Raw genomic sequence first — 18,756 nt, forward strand, 5'->3', positions numbered from 1 at the left:
GGAAAACCGCCATGCTCGAACGCGACACACGCCGCCTGTTCACGCCCGCCCTCCGCGCGGAGCTCGGCGCCATCGCCGCACGCGCGGCCGCGCTGGACGCGGACGACAGCTTTCCGGACGAGGACGTCGCCGGCCTCGCCGCCACCGGCACGCTTGCCATGCCCTTCGCCGGCGGGGAGGGGGCCACGATGGATCCCGACGATCTGATGGAGACGCTGCGCGCCATCGGCCATGCCAGCCTGCCGCTCGGCCGGCTGTTCGAGGGCCATGTCAACGCCGCCGCGCTCCTCCGCCGTTACGGCACGCCCCGCCAGAGGGAGGAAGCCGCGCGGCGGGCACAGGACGGCGCGCTTTTCGGTGTCTGGAACACCGAGGCGACGGACGGCGTGCGGCTCGTGCGGCGCGGCGGCGGGCTGGAGCTGGAGGGCCGCAAGATCTTCGCCTCGGGCGCCGGCCATGTCGCGAGCCCTCTCATCACCGCGTGCGACGAGGCGGGCGACCTCCTCATGGTGCTGCTCCGGCTCGACGGCGGCCTCCGCGCCGACCTCTCGGGCTGGAAGGCGCATGGCATGCGGGCGTCGGCGAGCGGCAGCTACTCCTTCTCCGGGTTGCCGGTGACGCCCGAGGATATCATCGGCGGGCCGGGCGACTATCATCGCCAGCCCCATTTCTCGGCCGGCGCCTGGCGCTTCTGCGCCGTCCAGCTCGGCGGCATCGAGAGGCTCGTCGAGGAAGGCCGCGCTTTCCTGCGCCGGCATCGGCGCGACGGCGATCCCCACCAACGGGCCCGCATGGGCGAAGCGGCCATCGCCGCCGAGACCGCCCGGCTGTGGGTCGAGCGCGCGGCGCGCCTCGCCGAGGCCGAGGAGACGGCGACGGAGGCCGGCGCGGCCGAAGATGCCGTCGCCTATGTGTACCTCACGCGCTGCGCCGTCGAGCGGAGCGGCCTTGAGGTCATGGAGGCGGTCCAGCGCTCCATCGGCCTCGCGGCCTTCCTGCGGCCCAGCCCGGTCGAACGGCTCTGCCGCGACCTCGCGACCTATCTGCGCCAGCCCGCGCCGGACCGCATGCTGTGCGAGGGGGCGGCGCATGTTCTGGGGCAGGAGCGGCCGCTGCGGGAGCTGTGGCGATGACGCAGAGCGTGGCGCAGGCGCTCGCCGCCATGGCGCGGTTTCCCCTTGTCGAGCCGGCAAACTTCGTCCGGCGCGGGCTCGCGGTCGTCGCGCCGCATCCGGACGACGAGAGCCTCGGCTGCGGCGGGCTGATTGCCGCGTGCCGGGCCGCCGGCCTGCCGGTCTCGGTCATCATCGTCAGCGGCGGGGCGGGTTCGCATCCGAACTCGCGCCTCCATGCCGCCCCGCGTCTCGCCGAGCTGCGCCGGCGCGAGGCGCTGGAGGCGACGGCGCGGCTCGGCGTGCCGGGCGGGGCGGTGCATTTCCTCGAACTGCCGGACCGCTTCGTGCCTTCCGACGGCCCCGTGGCGGACCGGGCGGCGCGACGCATTGCGGAGCTGGCCGCCGGGGCGGACGTGGTGGCCGTGACCTGGCGGCACGATCCGCACGCCGACCACAAGGCGAGCTTCGCCCTCGCGCGCATGGCGATGCGCGAGCTGCCGCAGGCGCGGCTGTGGGAATACCCGATCTGGGGCCTGACGCTGCCGCCGGAGGAGGTTCTCGACGGTCCGCCGGCCGAGGGCGTCAAGGTCGCAGTGGGGCCGTTCCTCGCCGCCAAGCGGGCGGCCATCGCCGCCCATGCCTCGCAGACGACCGATCTGGTGAGCGACGACCTGCAGGGGTTCCGCCTCGCGCCCGGGGTGCTCGCGCTGTTCGAGGAACCGGCCGAGACGTTTATCGGGCCTGCATCATGAGCCGCAGCCTGCCGCCCGGCTATTTCGAGGCTCTCTATGCGCGCTCGCCCGACCCTTGGCGGTTCGAGACCAGCGCCTATGAGGACGCCAAATATACCGCGACGCTGGCGGCGCTGCCGAGGCCGCGCTACGCGCAGGCGCTGGAGGTCGGCTGCTCCATCGGCGTCCTCACGCGGCAGCTGGCGGCACGCTGCGACGCGCTTGTCGCCATCGATCCGGCGGAACGGGCCCTGGCACTGGCGCGCGGGCGTTGCCGCGACCTGCCCCACGTTTCCTTCGTGCAGGGTCTGGTGCCGGAAGACTGGCCCGGGGGCCGCTTCGACCTGATCCTCCTGTCCGAGGTCGTCTATTATCTCGGGGCGGAGGATGTCGTCGCGCTTGCCGGCAGGGTGATGGATTCCATCGCGCCGGGTGGGCATGTCGAGCTGGTGCACTGGCTCGGCGAGACGGACTATCCGCTGTCGGGCGACGAGGCCACCGAGCGTTTCGTCGCGGCGCTAGACGTGCGCTTCCAGCCGGTTCTGCGGCAGCGCACGGGCGAATACCGGCTCGATCTTCTCGCCGTTCGCTGAGGCTCGGGCGAGCGCCGCCAGCAGCCGCCGCGCCGCCGCGAGGTGCGCCTTCATCTGCGCCGGGCGCAGCGGGCGCGCGATCAGCAGGGGGCTTGCGGCCAGCGCGCGCGCCCAGGCCTCGCCGAAGCGCGGCTGCGGCAGGCGGGAGAGCGTTCCCTCAGCCAGATGCAGCTGCCTTTCCCAGGCGTCGGGATGAAAGCCGGTGGAGAAGGCGTGGCGCAGGCGGGCCCGCAGCACCATGCGCTGCAGCGCCGCCGGCAGCGCCTCCAGCCGCTCGTCGCCGGGAGCGTCCCGTTCGACGCAGCGCTGGCGCAGCGCGCTGGCGCAGCCGCCCCGCGCCCGTCCGTCGAGCCGCGCCGAGGTCGTGACCACGATGGCAGGGTCGTGCCGTATCGCGATGTCATGCCGCGCGAGGGCATCGGCCAGCGCGCGATCCTCTCCCGCCTCGACCGCCGGCAGGCCGCCGATGCGGCGATAGGCGTCGAGCGTCAGCGCGAAGCTGGCGCCCGATTCGGTCCAGTGGTTCGGCCAAGGGTCGCAGGGTTGCGGGTCGAGCCGCGCCGCCAGCGCCGCGAGGGCCGCCTCATAGGCGGCTTCGAGCCGCCGGCGCGCCAGCAGGTGGGCGGGCCATGCGCGCTCCTCCCGGCGGTCGAAGGCGAAGCGCCCGGCGACGGCGCCGCAGATGCCGGAAAGTCCCGCGACATTGCCCGAGACCCAGTCCGGTCCCACCCGCGTGTCGGCATCGGTGGTGAGCAGCAGGCCCGGCGCGCCGGCGCGGCCGGCCCACAGGCTGGCGACGTCGAGTGCCAGCCCGCGCGCGAAACCGGCATTGGCGAGGTGGGGCGGCAGGTCGAGGGCGAGGACGAGATGGCCGATCCCGGCGGCGGCCAGCATGTCCCGCGCCAGCGGAACCGTGGCGTCGCGGCAGTTGTTGGCGACCAGCACGATGCCGAACCCGCGCTCGTCGCCGGCCGAAGCGTTTCGCTGCCGGAGCAGGGCGGACAGGCACGGCTCGATGCGCTCCGCCTCGTCGCGCGCCGGCATGGCGACGACCGCGCGAGGCGGACGCCCTTGGGGCCCGCCGCTTTCGAACAGGGCGCGGGCAAGATCGAAACGCGAAGCGGATGACGGGAGCATGGCGAACCTCTGCGGCAGTGCGCAAACGCCCGATGCCGTCGGCGGTTCCCCCGGTTGGGGAGGGGGCGCCGCGCGCCGCGGACAAAGGGTCCGCAGGCGGCCACCTCACCTCCAATTCCGCTCAAGGTTACATTTGCAGCTTGCGATGTATCGGCCGCTCCCCGCGTGTCCCCATGGGCCATCGCAACATGGGGAGTGTGGAATGGCCGCTCATACGTCGTTGAAGTCCGCCGCCGTGGCGCTCGCCGTCACGATGCTGGCCGCGCTGCCCGCCGGCGCCGAAACCAAGGGCCCCGTCACCGACGAGAACGGCGTCGTTGTCGTTCCTGCCGGCGAGCCGCTGCAGATCGGCAGCTTTCTCTCGCTGACCGGCGCCGATGCCGCGCTCGGCATCGATGCCCGGCGCGGCGTCGAGATCGCGCTGGAGAAGATCGGCGCGACCTATAAGGGCCACCCGGTCGAGATCGTCTACGAGGACGAGACCTGCAGCCCGGAAGGCGGCCAGACGGCGGCGACGCGGCTGGCCTCCAACCCCGAGCTGGTCGCCGTGCTCGGCCCGAGCTGCTCGGGCGCCGGTCGCGCCGGCGTGCCGATCCTGTGGCAGCACAAGGTTCCGGTGGTCGGCGTCGGCCCCACCTCGCCGACCCTGACCGCGCCGACGCGCGGCCCGACCTTCGACGGCTTCGTGCGCGTATCCTTCAACGACAACGCGACCGGCAAATTCGCCGCCGACTATGCCTTCAAGACGCTGGGCGCCAAGACCGCCGCCACGCTGCATGACGGCAGCGTCTATGGCGAGCAGGTGGTGCGCACCTTCGAGGCCGCCTTCAAGGCGGCGGGCGGCGAGATCGTCGCCAGCGAGGCGGTGGGTGCTGCCGACACGGACCTCCGCCCGGTGCTGACCCGCATCGGCACCAAGAAGCCGGCTTTGCTGTTCGCGCCGCTCTATGTCTCCACCGGCGCCTATCTCGTGCGCCAGATGGGCGAGGTCGCCAGCCTCAAGGACACCGAGCTGCTCGCCACCGACCCGATTCTCGCGCCGGCCTTCCTCACCGCCGCCGGCAAGGCCGCCATCGGCGTCAAGGTCGTCGGCATCGACTTCCGTCCCGAGACGCTCGGCCCCGCCTATCAGGGCTTCGTCGAGACCTACAAGTCGAAGTTCGGCGAGCCGCCGATCTCCAGCTTCCACGCCTATGGCTACGACGCGCTCGGCCTGCTGCTGGCGGCGGTCGACAAGGCGGCGGTGGAAAAGGACGGCACGCTCTACATCGGCAAGAAGGCGCTGAACGACGCGCTGCATGCCACGGCCGGTTATGACGGGCTGACCGGCAAGCTGAGCTGCTCGGCGCTCGGCGACTGCGCCTCGCCGGTCTATGCGGTGTGGGAGTTCACCTCGGAGCAGCCCGACAGCTACGCGCTCGGCACCAACCCGAAGCGGGTCGACAAGTGAGCGGCGATGCCATGACCCCCGGCGCGTCCCCGGTCACGCGCAGTTCGGGAGAGATCCCGGACCGCGCCGCGGCCGCCGGCGGGAACCATGGCGCCGGCATGGATGTCGGCAAGGCCGCCGCCCTCCACATTGCCCTGGCCGACTGGCGCCGCCGGTCGACCTGGGTCGACATGGTGATGCTGGCGCTGCGCGTCTCGCTTCTCGTGCTGGTGTCGGCGGGGCTGCTGCTTTCGCTGGCACATAACGAATACAGCGCCGCCGACTGGCTCTCCTTCGCCGTGTTCGGCCTGACGCTCGGCAGCATCTACGCGCTGATCTCGTTGGGCTACACCATGGTCTACGGCGTGCTGCGCATGATCAACTTTGCCCATGGCGACGTGTTCATGGCCGGCGCCTTCGGCGCCCTGATCGTCGCCGATCCGCTCATCGCCACCGGCTCGCTCTTCGCCGTCCTGGCGCTGATCGCGGTGGGCGCGGCGACCTCGGCGGCGATCGCCGCGCTGATCGAGCGCGTGGCCTACCGGCCGTTCCGCCACCGGGGCACGCTGGCGCCGCTGATCTGCGCCATCGGCGTCTCCTTCGTGCTGCAATACACGGTGCGCGGCTTCTTCGGCACCGGCTCGCGCGCCTATCACGACATACCGGTACTCGACGGGGTGGTGATACTCGGCCCGCTGCAGGTGCCCCTCGTGCAGCTCTTCGTCATCCTCGCGGCACTGCTCGCCATGGGGGCGCTGCACCTTCTGGTCCAGCACACGCGCCTCGGCGCCTCCATGCGCGCGGTCGCCGAGGACCGCGAGACGGCCGCGCTCATGGGGATCAATGCCGACCGGGTGGTGACGTTTACCTTCCTGATCGGCGGCGTCATGGCCGGCACGGCCGGCGTGCTCTACGCGCTGGTGTTCAAGCAGATCCACGCCTTCATGGGCTTCGCCATCGGCATAAAGGGCTTCGCGGCGGCGGTGCTGGGCGGCATCGGCAATATTCCCGGCGCCATGGTGGGCGGCTTCGTGCTCGGCCTCGCCGAGAGCTTCGGCCCGGCGGCGCTGCTCTCGGGCTTCGGCATCCCCGCGCCCTACCAGCTCAAGGACGCCATCGCCTATGGGCTGCTGGTGATCATCCTCATCTTCCGCCCGCAGGGCATCTTCGGCGAGCGCCTCGCCGTGAAGCGGATGTAGCCGTTGATGGTTCGCGACATGCGCGGCGCGGCGCCGCACAGCCTCGTTCTCAAGGCCGGGCTCATCGGCGGGCTGGTCGGCGTTTATGTGGTCGCGGTCGGCGTCTTCGCAGCCTTCGCGGCGCGTCCGGTGGTGGCGCAGTCGCTGTCGCTCGGCCAGATCATGCTGCTGTCGATCGCTCTCACCGTCGGCTGGTCGGCGGCCGATGCCCGGCAGGGCCGCAGCGGGGGGCTGGCGGCGGCGGCTCTGGCCGGCGTCCTTGCCGGCCTCGTCTATGCCGGGGTGCTGCTGATGGCCCGCGAGGCGAAGCTGCAGGCGATGTTCGTCGCGCTCACCCCGGCGGCGCTCAACACCGGGCTGTTCGGCAGGACCGGCCTCGCCGCGCTTGTCGCGGCGGCACTCATCGCGGGTCTCGCCGCCCTTGGCGGAGGGCTCGTGCGCCAGATGCCGGCGCCGGCACGGCGGACGCTGCTCGCGGTCGCTATTGCCGTTCTGGTCGGCGCCTTGCTGCGCGATCTGTGGATCAGCTTCTTCGCCAATCTGCTGGGCGGGCGGTGGTGGGTCTCCACCATCTACACCGGCAACGGGCTGAGCTGGACCGGGACGGGTGTCGCCGTGGCCGCCGGCCTCGCCTGGCAGGCCCTCCGCATGCTCGGACGACGAGAGGCCGGCGCGCGGAGCACCTCGCTCATCGGCATCGCCCTGCTGCTCGCCGCCGCGATCCTCATCCCTTATTTCACCAATGCGTTCGTGGCGCAGGTGATGCTGCTGGTCGGCCTCTACGCGCTGATGGGCACCGGGCTCAATATCGAGCTCGGCCTCGCCGGGCTGCTCGATCTCGGCTTCGTCGCCTTCTTCGCCATTGGCGCCTATGTCACGGCCCTGCTCACGGCGGATTCCCCGCTGGCCATCGCCCACCTGTCCTTCTGGGAGGCGTTGCCCATCGCCACGCTCTGCGCGGCGGCGGGTGGCTTCGTGTTCGGCCTGCCGGTGCTGCGCGTGCGCGGCGACTATCTGGCGCTGGCGACGCTGGGGCTCGGCGAGATCGTCCGCCTGCTGGTGGTCTCCGACATGAGCGCCCCGGTGATCGGCGGCGCGCAGGGCATTGTCGGCATCCCTCGTCCGGACCTCGCGGGGACGCCGATGGTCTCGCAGCTCAGCCTCTACTACCTCACGCTCGTGCTGACCTGCCTCGTCGCGCTTGCCGGCTGGCGGTTGCAGCATTCGCCGGTCGGCCGTGCCTGGGCGGCGGCGCGCGAGGACGAGGACGTCGCCGCCACGCTCGGCATCGACCTCGTGCGCAGCAAGCTGCGCGCCTATGTACTCGGCGCGGCCTTCGCGGGCGTCGCCGGCGCGCTGTTCGCCACCACGCTGGGCTCGATCTTCCCGCAGAGCTTCAAGCTCGACGTGTCGATCAACGTGCTGGCCCTGCTGGTGGTCGGCGGGCTCGGCAGCCTTCCCGGCGTCTTCGTCGGCAGCCTCATCCTCATCGGCCTGCCGGAGTTCCTGCGCGAGTTCGGCGAGTACCGCTACCTCTTCTACGGCTTCCTGCTGATCCTGGTGATGCGGGTGCGCCCGCAGGGCCTGTGGCCGGACCCGTTGCAGGCGAGGACGAGCTGATGCTGGTGCTCGACGAGGTGTCGATCCGCTTCGGCGGCGTGCAGGCGCTGTCCGGCGTGTCCTTCAGGGTGGCGGACGGCGCCATTCACAGCGTCATCGGTCCCAACGGGGCCGGCAAGACCACGCTGTTCAACGCCATCACCGGCGTGGCGCGGCTGAGCGCGGGGACGGTGAGCCTCGCCGGCGCGCGCATCGACGGCCAGCCCCCGCATGTCATCTCGCGGCAGGGCATCGCCCGCACCTTCCAGAATGTGCGGCTGTTCGGTTCGATCAGCGTGCTCGACAACGTGCTGGTGGCGGAGGAGGCGCGGCCGGGCAGCGTGCCGGGGCTGCTCGCCACGCTCGCCTGCCTCCCGTCCGCCCGCCGCGCCGAACAGGCGGCGCGCGAGGAGGCGATGCGCCTGCTCGCCGATGTCGGCCTTGCCGATGCCGCCGGGCGGGCCGCGCGCACGCTCTCCTATGGCGACCAGCGCCGGCTGGAGATCGCCCGCGCGCTGGCGACCCGCCCGAAGCTGCTGCTGCTCGACGAGCCGGCCGCCGGCATGAACCCGCAGGAGATGGCGCGGCTGACCGACTTCATCGCCGGGCTACCCGCGCGCTTCGGCGTCACCATCCTCCTGATCGAGCACCAGATGCGCCTCGTCATGGGCATATCCGACCGCGTGACCGTGCTGGAATATGGCCGCTGCATCGTCGACGGCACGCCCGACGAGGTGCGCGCCCATCCCGAGGTGCTGCGCGCCTATCTCGGCGGGCGCACGGCCACCCGCGCGCTCGGGCTGGAGGCGGCGCCAAGTGGAGTGTCAACATGACGGGAGTGTCGACGCTGCTGTCGGTCCATGACGTGGATGTCCATTACGGGCAGATCTGCGCGGTGCGCGGCGCCTCGCTCGACGTGGCGGAGGGCGAGGTGGTCACGCTGATCGGCGCCAATGGCGCGGGCAAGAGCAGCCTGATCAACGCCATCTGCCGGCTGCGGCCCTGCGGTGAGGGCCATATACGCTTTCGCGGGCAGGACCTGCGCGCCTTGCGGGCGGACGAGCTGCCCGGCCTCGGGCTCGTGCAGGTGCCTGAGGGGCGGCGTGTCTTCGGGCGGCTGACGGTGATGGAGAATCTGCGCCTCGGCGCCTTCTGCCGAAAGGCGGCGCGCGACGAGCTGGAGACCGATCTCGCCGCTGTGCTCGACCTCTTCCCCCGCCTTGCCGAGCGGCGCGACCAGGCGGCGGGCACCTTGTCAGGCGGCGAGCAGCAGATGCTCGCCATCGGCCGCGGGCTCATGGCAAAGCCGGCGATGCTGCTGCTGGACGAGCCCAGCATGGGCCTCGCCCCGCGCATCATCGACGTGATCTACGGCGCCATCGCCGCCATCGCGGCGAAGGGCGTGTCGCTGCTGATCGTCGAGCAGAACGCCTTCCTCGCGCTGGAACTCGCCCGGCGCGCCTTCGTGATGGAGGCCGGCACCATCACTTTGTCCGGCCCTGCGGCATCGCTTGTGGACGACGAGCGCGTGCGCGCCGCCTATCTCGGCTAGGCTCCTTGCCGCGTTCAGTTCATGACCAGCGGCGCGAAATCCTGCCGGGTGCGGCGCGGCTGCCAGGAGGCGAGCGCCGGAAGGTCCGGCTCGGTCTTGCGGCGCCCGTGGCTGCCCATCGCGGTGTAGAGGTCCTGGATGAAGGCCTTCAGCGTCGGCGTGGTGCGCACGCCCTTGCGGGTGGCGAGCTGGAAGCGCACGGCATAGGAGGTCTCGTCGACCAGCAGCGGACGCAGCCGCCCCTTGTCGACCCATCCCTGTGCATAATGTGTGGGCAGGAAGCCGAGATAGGCGCCCGAAAGCACCAGCATGAGCTGGGCCTCCATCTGCTCCACCGAGGCGGAGGTCTTCACCAGCCCGATGCGTTCGATGTCCTGATTGCACCAGTAGGAGCGGCTGGCGAAGGCATGTTCGCGGATCAGTTCGACCGTCAGTTCGGCATCGCTGCGCTCGAAGAGCGGGTGGCCCGCGCCGCAATAGAGCGCGCTCGTCTCCGTATAGAGGTTCTGGTAGCGCAGGTTCGGCAGCCGGGGGACGAAGCCGAAGATGGCGAGGTCGATGCTGCGGTCGACGACCTGCCGCTGCAGGGCCGGCGGGCTGTCCACTACCAGCTTGATGCTGACATTGTTCGGGCGTTTCGAGAAACGGCGCAGCGCCTCGGCGACCGGGGAATGCGGGTCGGTGACGGTGTTGTCGACGACGCCGACGCGCAGCCCGCCCGTCAGCATGCCGTGCAGCGATTCGGTCTCGCTGGAGAACTCGTCCAGCGCCGCGAACAGCCGCAGCGCGGCCTCGTAGACGACGCGCCCGTGGTCCGTCAGCTCGAAGCCGCTGCGTCCGCGCTGGCACAGCTTGGAGCGCAGCCGCTCCTCCAGCGCGATCATATGGTTGCTGATGGTCGACTGGCTGATATTCAGCTCCGCCTGCGCTGCCGAGAAGCCGTTGCATTCAACGATGGTGGTGAAAACGCGCAGCAGCCGGAGATCGACATTCGCGATACTGACCATGTCCGTCCTCCGCAATCGCGAAAGCCGGCGGAACGGAACCCCGCCGGCCTGTATGCCCCCGGAGAGTAGAAGCAAAGTTGGGACCAGCCCGCCGCGTCGCGCGGGAGGGACCGTCGAGGGAGACAAGAATGCCCGATGCCACCCTGATGCAGCGCCTGCACGAGATTCTCGGCGAGGCCGGCATGATCACCGATGCCGATCGCCTTGCTCCCTATCTCGTCGATCACCGCGATCTCGTGCGCGGCAAAGCCCCGGCGGTGCTGCGCCCGTCGAGCACGGAACAGGTGATGGCGATCATGCGGCTCGCCAGCGCGCATCGCTTCGGCATCGTCCCGCAGGCCGGCAATACGAGCTATTGCGCCGGCGCCACGCCGGACGGCTCCGGCGAGCAATTCGTGCTGAGCCTCGAACGGCTCGACAAGGTGCGCGCCGTCGATCCGCTCGACGCCGCGCTCTCGGTCGATGCGGGGGTGATCCTCAAGCACGCGCAGGAGGCGGCCGAGGCGGCCGGGCTCTATCTCCCGCTGAGTCTCGGTTCCGAGGGAAGCTGCCGCATCGGCGGGGTCATCGGCACCAATGCCGGCGGCCTCTCCGTGCTGCGCTACGGCATGACGCGCGACCTCGTGCTCGGGCTGGAGGTCGTGCTGCCCGACGGCACGCTGGTCAACGACATGAAGAAGCTGCGCAAGAACAACACCGGCTACGACATAAGGCAGAACTTCATCGGCGCGGAGGGCTCGCTCGGCATCGTCACCGGCGCCGTGCTCAAGCTCATCCCGATGCCGACGCGCCGGTCGACGGCCTGGGTCGAGCTGGCCCCCGGCGTGCCGCTCGCAGAAATGCTTGCGCTGGTGCGGCGAGAGACCAGCGACCTCGTGTCCTCCTTCGAATTCATCACTGCCCGCTCGCTCGCCCTCGTGGCGGGCGAGGGCGGCCGGCTGAAGAGCGGGACGGGCGGGGTGATCCTCGTCGAACTGTCCTCGTCCTCGCGTCACCTGCCCATCGAGGAGGTGCTGGAAGGCGCAATGGGCGAGGTGGTGGAGGCGGGCTGGGCGGAAGACGTCATCATCGCCCAGACGGAGGCGCAGCGCGCCGGCATGTGGCGGATCCGCGAGACCATCCCGGAGGGCGAGAAGCGCTTCGGCGGCTCGGTGAAGCACGACATCTCGGTGCCGCTGGGGTCGACGGTCGACTACCTCGCGCGGGGCGGCGCCCTGGTGGCGGCCTACGATCCGACGCTGGAACTGTCGGTTTACGGCCATGTCGGCGACGGCAACCTGCACTACAATGTACTCGTTCCGCCCGGGGAGGACCGGCTCGCCTTCACCGACCGCATCGGCCGCGAGCTGGCGCCGCGCCTCTATGACCTCGCCGTCGGCATGGGCGGCACCTTCAGCGCCGAACACGGGGTCGGGCGCCTGAAGCGCGGGCTGCTGCAGCATTATGCCGATCCCGGCCGCTACCGCGTATTGCGCGGCATCAAGGGCCTGTTCGATCCGCTCGGGGTGATGAATCCCGGCGCGATGGTCGATCCCTCCGCCGGCCTCGGCGACTGAGGGGCCGGCCGTCCTTCGCAGTGGCGGGAATCAAACTTAAGATTTGGTCTGATCCATTCGTCGCCGGCGCCCCGCTGCCTATTCTCCTCGCGAACCGAGGAGGATGGCTTGAGCAGCGAGGAACACAGGGGCGCGCCGTGGTCGCGCCTGTCCGCCGGCTTCGTCGCTCGCGAGGGGCTGGCGGTCGGCATCATCGCGCTGGCGCCCGACCGGGTGGGGGTGCGCGATTTCGAGGCGTTCCTCGCCACTGTGCCGGACGTTGCCGTGTTCGCCACCCGCGTGCCGCTGGCCGAGGTGGTGACGCCGGCCTCGCTCGCCGCGATGCGTGAGCATCTTACGGAGGCCGCCGCCCGCCTCGTGCCGGGATCGTCGCTCGACGCCGTCGCCTTTTCCTGCACCTCCGGCACTGTCGCCATCGGCATCGAGGCGGTGCGGGCGGCGGTCGCCATCGCGCACCCTGGCCTGCCGGTCCACACGCCGATCGAGGCGGGCGTGAACGCGCTGAATGCGCTCGGTGCCCGGCGCATCGCGCTGCTCGCTCCTTATCTGGAGTCCACGGGCGATCTGATCTCGGGCCATTTCGAGGCGCAGGGCATCGAGGTGCTCAGCCGCGCGACCTTTGCGCTCGACGGCGACCGGCAGATGAACCGGGTGAGCCCGGCCTGCCTGATCGAAGCCGGCAGGCAGTGCATCGCCGCGACACCCGGGGCGCAGGCGCTGTTCATCTCCTGCACCGGCCTCGCCACCGCGCAGGTGATCGAGGCGATCGAGGAGGCGACGGACCTTCCTGTCGTCACCAGCAATCAGGCACTGGCATGGGACGTGCTGCGCGGCAGCGGCGACATGACGACGATCGACGGCCGCGGACGGCTGTTCCGCTAGGCGCAAGGGAATTCACATGACACGGCAAATGCACCTCGTCGCCTTCCTGCTGGCGGGGCCGACGGCCCATCACCACGGCATGTGGCGCCATCCCGAGACGCTCAACGCCTTCCTCGATCCGCAGAGTTACGAGCATGTGGCGCGCGTGCTGGAGCAGGGCTGCTTCGACGGCCTGTTCTTCGCCGACGTGCAGGGGCTCTACAATTATTACAACGGCAGCCACGACACGGTGGTGGAGAAGGGCGGCCAGATGGCGCTGCTCGATCCGGTGCCCCTGCTGTCGCTCATGGCGCGCGTGACCAAGCACATCGGACTCGGCGCCACCCTGTCGACCTCGCTGCTGAACCCCTACCAGATCGCCCGCACCCTCGCGACGCTCGACCATCTCAGCGGCGGGCGGGTGGCGTGGAACGTCGTCACCTCGTCGAGCGCCATCGAGGCGCGTAATTTCGGCCTCGACGGCCTGCCCCCGCGCAACGAGCGCTACGACCGGGCGGACGAGGTGGTCGAGGCCTGCATGGCGTTGTGGGACTCGTGGGAGCCGGACGCGCTCGTCGTCGACAAGGCGTCGGGCACCTTCGCCGACCCGTCCAAGGTGCGCGCCGTCAACTATCAGGGAAAGTGGAGCCGCACGGTCGGCCCGCTCACCGTGCCGCGCTCGCCGCAGGGACACCCGGTGCTCATGCAGGCGGGCTCCTCCGATCGCGGGCGCGAATTCGCGGCGCGCTGGTCGGAGGTGATCTTCACCCTCCAGCATGATGTGGAGGGCATGCAGGCCTTCTATGCCGACGTGAAGGGGCGCATGGCGAAATACGGCCGGGCGCCGGAGGAGTGCGCGATCCTCACTTCGGTCGATCCCATCGTCGGCGAGACCGAATCCATCGCCCGCGAAAAACAGGCCTATATCAATGATCTTGTCGATGCCGAGCTCGGCATGGCGCTGGTTTCCTACCATCTCGGCGTCGACCTCTCGCGCTATCCCGCCGACCAGCCGCTCGACGATATCCAGATGGAGGAGGGCTCGCGCGGCTCCTTCGACGTGCTGGTGCGCGCGACGAAGGCGGAGGGTCTGACCCTCGGCGAGGCGGCGCGGCGCTTCGCCACCTCCGAGATGTGCCCGCAGGTGGTGGGCACGCCCGAGAGCGTCGCCGACCAGCTCCAGTCCTATTTCGAGGCGAAGGGCTGCGACGGCTTCATCCTGACGCCGACCGCCTTCCCCGGCAGCTTCGAGACCTTCGCCCGCGCGGTGGTGCCGATCCTGCAGGAGCGCGGCATCTTCCGCCGCGCCTATACCGGCCGCACGCTGCGCGAAAACCTGCGCGGTTAGGGACATGCCGGAGGGACAAGAGGGACAGAAGGGGCGCTCGCGGCGCCCCTTTTAACGTCAGTAGCCGACGGCGAGATCGACCCGGCCGGGCGGCTCCTCGCCACGCTCGAAGCGGTTGAAATTGCCGATAATGGCGCTCTCCGCCGCCGCGCTGACGGGCTGGGCGGCGATGTGCGGGGTGACGAAGACGCGCGGATGCGCCCAGAGCGGGCTCTCCGCCGGCAGCGGTTCGGTCGGGAAAACGTCCAGCATCGCCCAGTCGAGCCGGCCGGCATCGAGCGCGGCGACGAGATCGGCCTCGACGAGATGGCCGCCACGGCCCAGATGCACCAGCGCGCCGGCGCCCGGCAGTCGCTCGAACAGCTTCGCGCCGAGGATGCCGCGCGTCTCGTCGGTGAGCGGCAGGATGTTCACCAATATCTCACTGCGGGCGAGGAAGGCGTCGAGCCCGGCCTCGCCGACGAAGCTTTCGACGCCGGCGATCTCCTTCGCCGTGCGGCTCCAGCCGACGACGTTGAAGCCGAGCATCACCAGCTTGGCGGCGATGTCCGAGCCGAACACGCCGAGCCCCATCACCCCGACCGTGCGCTGGGAGGGGTGGATCGCCTCCAGCATGTGCCATTCGCCGCGCGCCTGTTGCTCGGCATAGCGGCCCATGTTGCGGTGCCAGTGCAGCACGCCGTAGAGCGCGTATTCCGTCATCTGCTCGCGCAGCCCGCCGTCGACGAGGCGGAACAGCGGCGTGGCGCGCGGGAAGGCGGGATCGCGGATGATCTGGTCGATGCCGGCACCGAGCGAGAAGACAGCTTTGAGATTCGGCAGCGAAGCGAGCACCCCGTCGGGGATGCGCCATACCAGCGCGTGGGTGATCTCGGCGGGATCGCCGATATCCGGGAACACGCGGAAGGTCACGTCCGGCCGCTCGCGGGCGAACAGCGCCTGCCACGGCGCGGGGTCGTCGATATTGGAGGCGAAGAGAAGGGTCGGTCCGGCCATGGTTCAGTTTCTCCGCTCGACGCCCGGCAGAACGCACAGAAGCTCGAACAGAAGGTTCGCCGCCGTCAGCGCCGTGTTGCCGGAAGTATCGTAGGGCGGCGAGACCTCGACAAGGTCGCAGCCGACGATGTCGAGGCCCCAGCAGCCGCGAATGATTTCGAGCGCCTGCATGCTGGTGAGCCCGCCGATCTCCGGCGTGCCGGTGCCCTGCGCGAAGGCGGGGTCGAGCGAATCGATGTCGAAGGTGATGTAGACCGGGCCGGCGCCGAGATGGGCGCGCACCTCCTCCATCAGAGGCACCAGCGAGCGATGCCACAGCTCGTTCGCCGGGAACACCCGGAAGCCCTGGCTGCGCGGCCAGTCGAATTCGTCGGCGGAATAGCCCGTGCCGCGCAGGCCGATCTGCACCGTGCGGTGGGGGTCGATGAGTTTCTCCTCCACGGCGCGGCGGAAGGGCGTGCCGTGGGCGATCTTCTCGCCGGACATGGTGTCGTTGATGTCGGCATGGGCGTCGACGTGAATGAGGCCGACCGGGCCGTGCTTCTTGGCCATGGCGCGCAGGATCGGCAGCGCCATGGTGTGGTCGCCGCCGAGCGAGAGCGGCTTGCAGCCATGGGCGAGAATGGCCGAGATGCCGGCCTCGATGGCGTCGACCGACTTGAGCAGGCTGTAGGGGTTGGTCGGGATGTCGCCCACATCGGCGACGTTGAGCGAATCGAAGGGCGCGGCGCGGGTGGCCATATTGTAGGGGCGCAGCAGCACCGACTCGGCGCGGATTTGGCGCGGCCCGAAGCGGGTGCCGCTGCGGTTGCCGGTGCCGATGTCGAGCGGCACGCCGACGAAGCAGGCGTCCAGCCCCTCGGCGGTCTTGGCGTGCGGCAGCCGCATCATGGTGGCGATGCCGCCGAAGCGCGGCATGTCGTTGCCGCTCAGCGGCTGGTTGAAGGCTTCACTCATGCTGACACCCGGTCATCCCTGTCTCGACGGGGCCGACGGGCCGCGCGATGCGTGGAGTCCGCCTTATCCCGTGTCGCAGCGAGTTTCGGAGCGCGACGCATCGGCTTCAACGCGCGCTTGCCCATCCATACTCGGAGCGGCGTCAATGTGACGGGCCCCGGCGGGCCCGGCGGCGCGGGTTGCATTCGCCTTCCTCAAGCTAAGGATTGCAAAGTCGCGGTGGTTGACGGCGCCCCGGCTTCCTAGCGTCGGCGACCTTTCACGCCCTTCGACAGGAAGCCGCCATGACCGTCACCGTCGCTTTCACCACGCCCGAAGGCCCGCTCGTCGCGACCGTCGACCGCGTGCTCGCCGCCGGCTATACCGGGCGCACGCGCCATCTGGTCGAAGCCCATATCGAGGAGCTCAAGGCGCTCGGCATCGGCGTGCCGCCGCATATCCCCATGCTGTTCCCGATCATTCCGGGCCTGCTGTCGCAATCGACGGTGACGCAGGTGCTCGGCCTCGACACCTCGCCCGAGGTCGAGTTCGTCGTGTTCCGCCAGGGTGGACGCGACTATGTGACGGTGGGCAGCGACCAGACGGATTCGGTGATGGAGGCGCAGAACGCCGCCATCGCGAAGAATCTCTGCCTCAAGTCCATCGCCACCGAGGCCTGGCCGCTCGACGCGCTGGTCGATCATTGGGACCGGCTGGAGCTGACGCTGACCTGCGAGGGTGTCGTGATGCAGCACGGCGCGCTGGAGCAGATGATGACGCCGGCCCAGCTGCAGGAATTCGTCGCCGGCCATGACGGGCCCCAGCATGAGGGGCGGATGATCTTCTCCGGCACGATGGAGATGCACGGGCGCTGCCCGCGCGCCTCGGTGGAGATGGTCATCACCCTGCACGATCCCGTGCTGGAGCGCTCCATCGTCCACCGCTACCGCGTGGAGCCGATGCTGGAGATTTTTCCGCCGAAGGGGTGAGGGCTGAGGGCTGAGTGCGGGGCGGCGAGGGGGCGGGCGCGTCAGAGCCGCGCGCCGAGCGCCTCCACGCCGGCCGGGGTCGCCTCCGGCAGAGCTGCGGCGGCGCGGCCGAGGATGAGGTCAGCCCCCTTCTCGCCGATCATGATCGCGGGCGCGTTGGTGTTGCCGCCGACGAGGCGCGGCATGATCGAGGCGTCGACGACGCGCAGGCCCTCAATGCCGCGCACGCGCAGTTCCGGATCGACCACAGCGCCCTCGTCCGCGCCCATGCGGCAGGTGCCGGCAGGGTGGTAGTGCGAGGCGGAGCTGCGGCGCAGATGGAGGTCGAGCGCCTCGTCCTCCGTCATGGCAGCGCCGGGAGACACCTCGCGCCCGCGCAGCCCGTCGAAGGCGGATTGCGCATGGACCTCGCGGGCCATCTTCAGCCCCGCGAGGTTGAGCCGGCGGTCGTCTTCGTCGGCGAGGTAGTTGTGCAGGATCGCCGGCGGCGCCAGCGGATCGGCCGAGCGCAGGAACACCCGGCCGCGCGAGCGCGGGCGCAGCAGCGCCCAGTGGATGCTGTAGCCATGGAAGGCGGGCCGAAAGAGGTCCTGGCTCTCGGGATCGAGCGCCACCGGGAACATGTAGAACTGGAGGTCCGGGCGGTCGAGCTCGGGCGCGCTCTTCAGAAAGGCCTGCGCGTTCATCGGGAACACCGCCAGCGGCCCGCGCCGCAGCAAGGCGAGCTCGGCCACCGCCAGCGCGGCGCGCGGCTTGCTGAGCAGGTTGTAATAGGTGATCGGCCGCAGGCATTCGTGCTGCACGAAGCCGCCGAAATGGTCCTGCAGGTCGCGCCCGACGCCGGGCAGCTCGTGGCGCGGCTCGATGCCCGCCTGCCGTAGTTCGTCGGCCGGCCCGATGCCCGACAGCAGCAGCAGGTGCGGCGACTGGTAGGCGCCGGCGGCGAGGATCACCTCGCGCTCCGCCCGCACGGCGACGCTCTGCCCGTCCCTCACGTAGTGCAGGCCGGTGCAGCGGGCGCCGTCCAGCGTCAGGCCGGTGACATGGGCGCCGGTGACGATGCGGAGGTTCGGCCGCCGCGCGGCGGGGTGCAGATAGGCGTTCGCCGCCGAGCAGCGCAGCGGGAAGCCGTGCAAATGGGTGTATTGCGACCGGCCGAAGCCTTCCTGCGAGGCGCCGTTATGGTCCGGGTTGAACGGGTGGCCCAGCGCGCGCCCGGCCTCGATGAAGGCGTCGTAGAGCGGGTTGTCGTAGCGGCCGAAGGCAGTCTTCAGCGGCCCGCCGGTGCCGCGGAAAGCCGGGTCGCTGCCGGGCTTCCAGTCCTCCGAGCGCCGGAAATAGGGCAGCACGTCGGCAAAGGACCAGCCGCTCGCGCCCAGCTCCGCCCACTCGTCGTAGTCGCGCCGGTGCCCGCGCACATAGAGCTGGCCGTTGATCGAGGAGGAGCCGCCGAGCACCTTGCCGCGCGGCACCTTCAGGCGCAGCCCGTCGAGCGCCGGTTCGGGCTCGCTCTCGAACTTCCAGTCGAGCGCGCTGCCGACGGTGAACACCTCGCCGGTGGGAAAGCGGATGACCGGGTTCCAGTCGCGCCCGCCCGCCTCCAGCACCAGCACGCGGACCGAGGGGTCGGCGCTCAGGCGGTTCGCCAGCACGCAGCCCGAGGAGCCGGCGCCGACGACGATGTAGTCGAAGCTGGGGATGGACATGA

General features: G+C 70.5%; 17 protein-coding genes. 12 read left to right on the forward strand and 5 right to left on the reverse strand.

Annotated elements, in window-relative coordinates; all coding sequences use genetic code 11:
* The first annotated feature begins 11 nt into the window (after positions 1 to 11).
* The 3 genes from MWN33_RS07880 to MWN33_RS07890 are packed head-to-tail and all read left to right on the forward strand — an operon-like array spanning position 12 to position 2,439.
* Entirely contained in the window at positions 12 to 1,133 is a 1,122-nt protein-coding gene (locus MWN33_RS07880; protein WP_247199946.1) for an acyl-CoA dehydrogenase family protein, read from the forward strand.
* Complete coding sequence (locus MWN33_RS07885; protein WP_247199947.1) at positions 1,130 to 1,867, forward strand: PIG-L deacetylase family protein; 738 nt, start codon at positions 1,130 to 1,132, stop codon at positions 1,865 to 1,867. The genes MWN33_RS07880 and MWN33_RS07885 overlap by 4 nt, the downstream gene beginning before the upstream one ends.
* Positions 1,864 to 2,439 carry a class I SAM-dependent DNA methyltransferase gene (locus tag MWN33_RS07890; protein WP_247199948.1) on the forward strand — a complete coding sequence of 192 codons (576 nt, stop codon included), beginning with the start codon at positions 1,864 to 1,866 and terminating at the stop codon, positions 2,437 to 2,439. The genes MWN33_RS07885 and MWN33_RS07890 overlap by 4 nt, the downstream gene beginning before the upstream one ends.
* Here MWN33_RS07890 and MWN33_RS07895 read toward each other — a convergent pair.
* A complete protein-coding gene (locus MWN33_RS07895) occupies positions 2,365 to 3,483 on the reverse strand; it encodes a glycosyltransferase family 2 protein (RefSeq protein ID WP_247199949.1) in 1,119 nt (372 codons plus the stop codon). The genes MWN33_RS07890 and MWN33_RS07895 overlap by 75 nt on opposite strands.
* Positions 3,484 to 3,778: 295 nt before the next feature.
* On the opposite strand from MWN33_RS07895, the gene MWN33_RS07900 reads away from it, so the two are divergent.
* From MWN33_RS07900 to MWN33_RS07920, 5 genes are all read left to right on the forward strand, one after another.
* On the forward strand, positions 3,779 to 5,026 hold the full coding sequence (locus MWN33_RS07900; protein ID WP_247199950.1) for a branched-chain amino acid ABC transporter substrate-binding protein: 1,248 nt from the start codon (positions 3,779 to 3,781) through the stop codon (positions 5,024 to 5,026).
* Between the two features lie 98 nt (positions 5,027 to 5,124).
* Positions 5,125 to 6,204 (forward strand): branched-chain amino acid ABC transporter permease, encoded by a 1,080-nt coding sequence (locus MWN33_RS07905; RefSeq protein ID WP_247199951.1) that lies wholly within the window; start codon positions 5,125 to 5,127, stop codon positions 6,202 to 6,204.
* Positions 6,205 to 6,210: 6 nt separating this feature from the next.
* The gene (locus MWN33_RS07910) at positions 6,211 to 7,824 is read left to right on the forward strand and encodes a branched-chain amino acid ABC transporter permease (protein ID WP_247199952.1); all 1,614 of its coding nucleotides are present in this window, start codon (positions 6,211 to 6,213) and stop codon (positions 7,822 to 7,824) included.
* On the forward strand, positions 7,791 to 8,636 hold the full coding sequence (locus MWN33_RS07915; protein WP_247199953.1) for an ABC transporter ATP-binding protein: 846 nt from the start codon (positions 7,791 to 7,793) through the stop codon (positions 8,634 to 8,636). The genes MWN33_RS07910 and MWN33_RS07915 overlap by 34 nt, the downstream gene beginning before the upstream one ends.
* A complete protein-coding gene (locus tag MWN33_RS07920) occupies positions 8,633 to 9,355 on the forward strand; it encodes an ABC transporter ATP-binding protein (protein ID WP_247199954.1) in 723 nt (240 codons plus the stop codon). The genes MWN33_RS07915 and MWN33_RS07920 overlap by 4 nt, the downstream gene beginning before the upstream one ends.
* Before the next feature lie 14 nt (positions 9,356 to 9,369).
* Here MWN33_RS07920 and MWN33_RS07925 read toward each other — a convergent pair whose 3' ends face one another.
* Positions 9,370 to 10,362: a LysR family transcriptional regulator gene (locus MWN33_RS07925; protein ID WP_247199955.1), complete on the reverse strand. Its 993-nt coding sequence runs from the start codon at positions 10,360 to 10,362 to the stop codon at positions 9,370 to 9,372.
* Between the two features lie 128 nt (positions 10,363 to 10,490).
* Here MWN33_RS07925 and MWN33_RS07930 point away from each other — a divergent pair, with 128 nt between their 5' ends.
* From MWN33_RS07930 to MWN33_RS07940, 3 genes are all read left to right on the forward strand, one after another.
* Positions 10,491 to 11,918: an FAD-binding oxidoreductase gene (locus tag MWN33_RS07930; RefSeq protein WP_247199956.1), complete on the forward strand. Its 1,428-nt coding sequence runs from the start codon at positions 10,491 to 10,493 to the stop codon at positions 11,916 to 11,918.
* 108 nt (positions 11,919 to 12,026) lie between these two features.
* Positions 12,027 to 12,800, forward strand: a complete 774-nt coding sequence (locus tag MWN33_RS07935; protein ID WP_247199957.1) for a maleate cis-trans isomerase family protein — start codon at positions 12,027 to 12,029, stop codon at positions 12,798 to 12,800.
* Positions 12,801 to 12,816: 16 nt separating this feature from the next.
* A complete protein-coding gene (locus tag MWN33_RS07940) occupies positions 12,817 to 14,127 on the forward strand; it encodes an LLM class flavin-dependent oxidoreductase (RefSeq protein ID WP_247199958.1) in 1,311 nt (436 codons plus the stop codon).
* A 57-nt stretch (positions 14,128 to 14,184) separates the two neighbouring features.
* Here MWN33_RS07940 and MWN33_RS07945 read toward each other — a convergent pair whose 3' ends face one another.
* Together MWN33_RS07945 and speB are read right to left on the reverse strand one after the other, a co-directional pair.
* Positions 14,185 to 15,123, reverse strand: coding sequence for a 2-hydroxyacid dehydrogenase (locus MWN33_RS07945; protein ID WP_247199959.1), 939 nt, complete (start codon positions 15,121 to 15,123; stop codon positions 14,185 to 14,187).
* A 3-nt stretch (positions 15,124 to 15,126) separates the two neighbouring features.
* Positions 15,127 to 16,080: an agmatinase gene (gene speB / locus MWN33_RS07950; protein ID WP_247199960.1), complete on the reverse strand. Its 954-nt coding sequence runs from the start codon at positions 16,078 to 16,080 to the stop codon at positions 15,127 to 15,129.
* Between the two features lie 284 nt (positions 16,081 to 16,364).
* Between speB and MWN33_RS07955 the strand changes: the two genes are divergently transcribed.
* Entirely contained in the window at positions 16,365 to 17,048 is a 684-nt protein-coding gene (locus MWN33_RS07955) for a DUF2848 family protein (protein WP_247199961.1), read from the forward strand.
* 41 nt (positions 17,049 to 17,089) lie between these two features.
* Here the strand turns inward: MWN33_RS07955 and MWN33_RS07960 are convergent, their stop codons facing one another.
* Positions 17,090 to 18,754: a GMC family oxidoreductase gene (locus tag MWN33_RS07960; RefSeq protein WP_247199962.1), complete on the reverse strand. Its 1,665-nt coding sequence runs from the start codon at positions 18,752 to 18,754 to the stop codon at positions 17,090 to 17,092.
* Positions 18,755 to 18,756 lie beyond the last annotated feature (2 nt).

It is taken from the genome of Ancylobacter koreensis (genome assembly GCF_023016525.1).
Taxonomy (GTDB): Bacteria; Pseudomonadota; Alphaproteobacteria; order Rhizobiales; family Xanthobacteraceae; genus Ancylobacter; species Ancylobacter koreensis.

Excerpts from the sequence above, each read along its gene's own strand:
- MWN33_RS07880 (WP_247199946.1), top strand. The coding sequence starts at position 12 with ATGCTCGAACGCGACACACGCCGCCTGTTCACGCCCGCCCTCCGCGCG.
- MWN33_RS07885 (WP_247199947.1), top strand. The coding sequence starts at position 1,130 with ATGACGCAGAGCGTGGCGCAGGCGCTCGCCGCCATGGCGCGGTTTCCC.
- MWN33_RS07890 (WP_247199948.1), top strand. The coding sequence starts at position 1,864 with ATGAGCCGCAGCCTGCCGCCCGGCTATTTCGAGGCTCTCTATGCGCGC.
- MWN33_RS07895 (WP_247199949.1), bottom strand. The coding sequence starts at position 3,483 with ATGCCGGCGCGCGACGAGGCGGAGCGCATCGAGCCGTGCCTGTCCGCC.
- MWN33_RS07900 (WP_247199950.1), top strand. The coding sequence starts at position 3,779 with ATGGCCGCTCATACGTCGTTGAAGTCCGCCGCCGTGGCGCTCGCCGTC.
- MWN33_RS07905 (WP_247199951.1), top strand. The coding sequence starts at position 5,125 with ATGGATGTCGGCAAGGCCGCCGCCCTCCACATTGCCCTGGCCGACTGG.
- MWN33_RS07910 (WP_247199952.1), top strand. The coding sequence starts at position 6,211 with ATGGTTCGCGACATGCGCGGCGCGGCGCCGCACAGCCTCGTTCTCAAG.
- MWN33_RS07920 (WP_247199954.1), top strand. The coding sequence starts at position 8,633 with ATGACGGGAGTGTCGACGCTGCTGTCGGTCCATGACGTGGATGTCCAT.
- MWN33_RS07925 (WP_247199955.1), bottom strand. The coding sequence starts at position 10,362 with ATGGTCAGTATCGCGAATGTCGATCTCCGGCTGCTGCGCGTTTTCACC.
- MWN33_RS07930 (WP_247199956.1), top strand. The coding sequence starts at position 10,491 with ATGCCCGATGCCACCCTGATGCAGCGCCTGCACGAGATTCTCGGCGAG.
- MWN33_RS07940 (WP_247199958.1), top strand. The coding sequence starts at position 12,817 with ATGACACGGCAAATGCACCTCGTCGCCTTCCTGCTGGCGGGGCCGACG.
- MWN33_RS07945 (WP_247199959.1), bottom strand. The coding sequence starts at position 15,123 with ATGGCCGGACCGACCCTTCTCTTCGCCTCCAATATCGACGACCCCGCG.
- speB (WP_247199960.1), bottom strand. The coding sequence starts at position 16,080 with ATGAGTGAAGCCTTCAACCAGCCGCTGAGCGGCAACGACATGCCGCGC.
- MWN33_RS07955 (WP_247199961.1), top strand. The coding sequence starts at position 16,365 with ATGACCGTCACCGTCGCTTTCACCACGCCCGAAGGCCCGCTCGTCGCG.
- MWN33_RS07960 (WP_247199962.1), bottom strand. The coding sequence starts at position 18,754 with ATGTCCATCCCCAGCTTCGACTACATCGTCGTCGGCGCCGGCTCCTCG.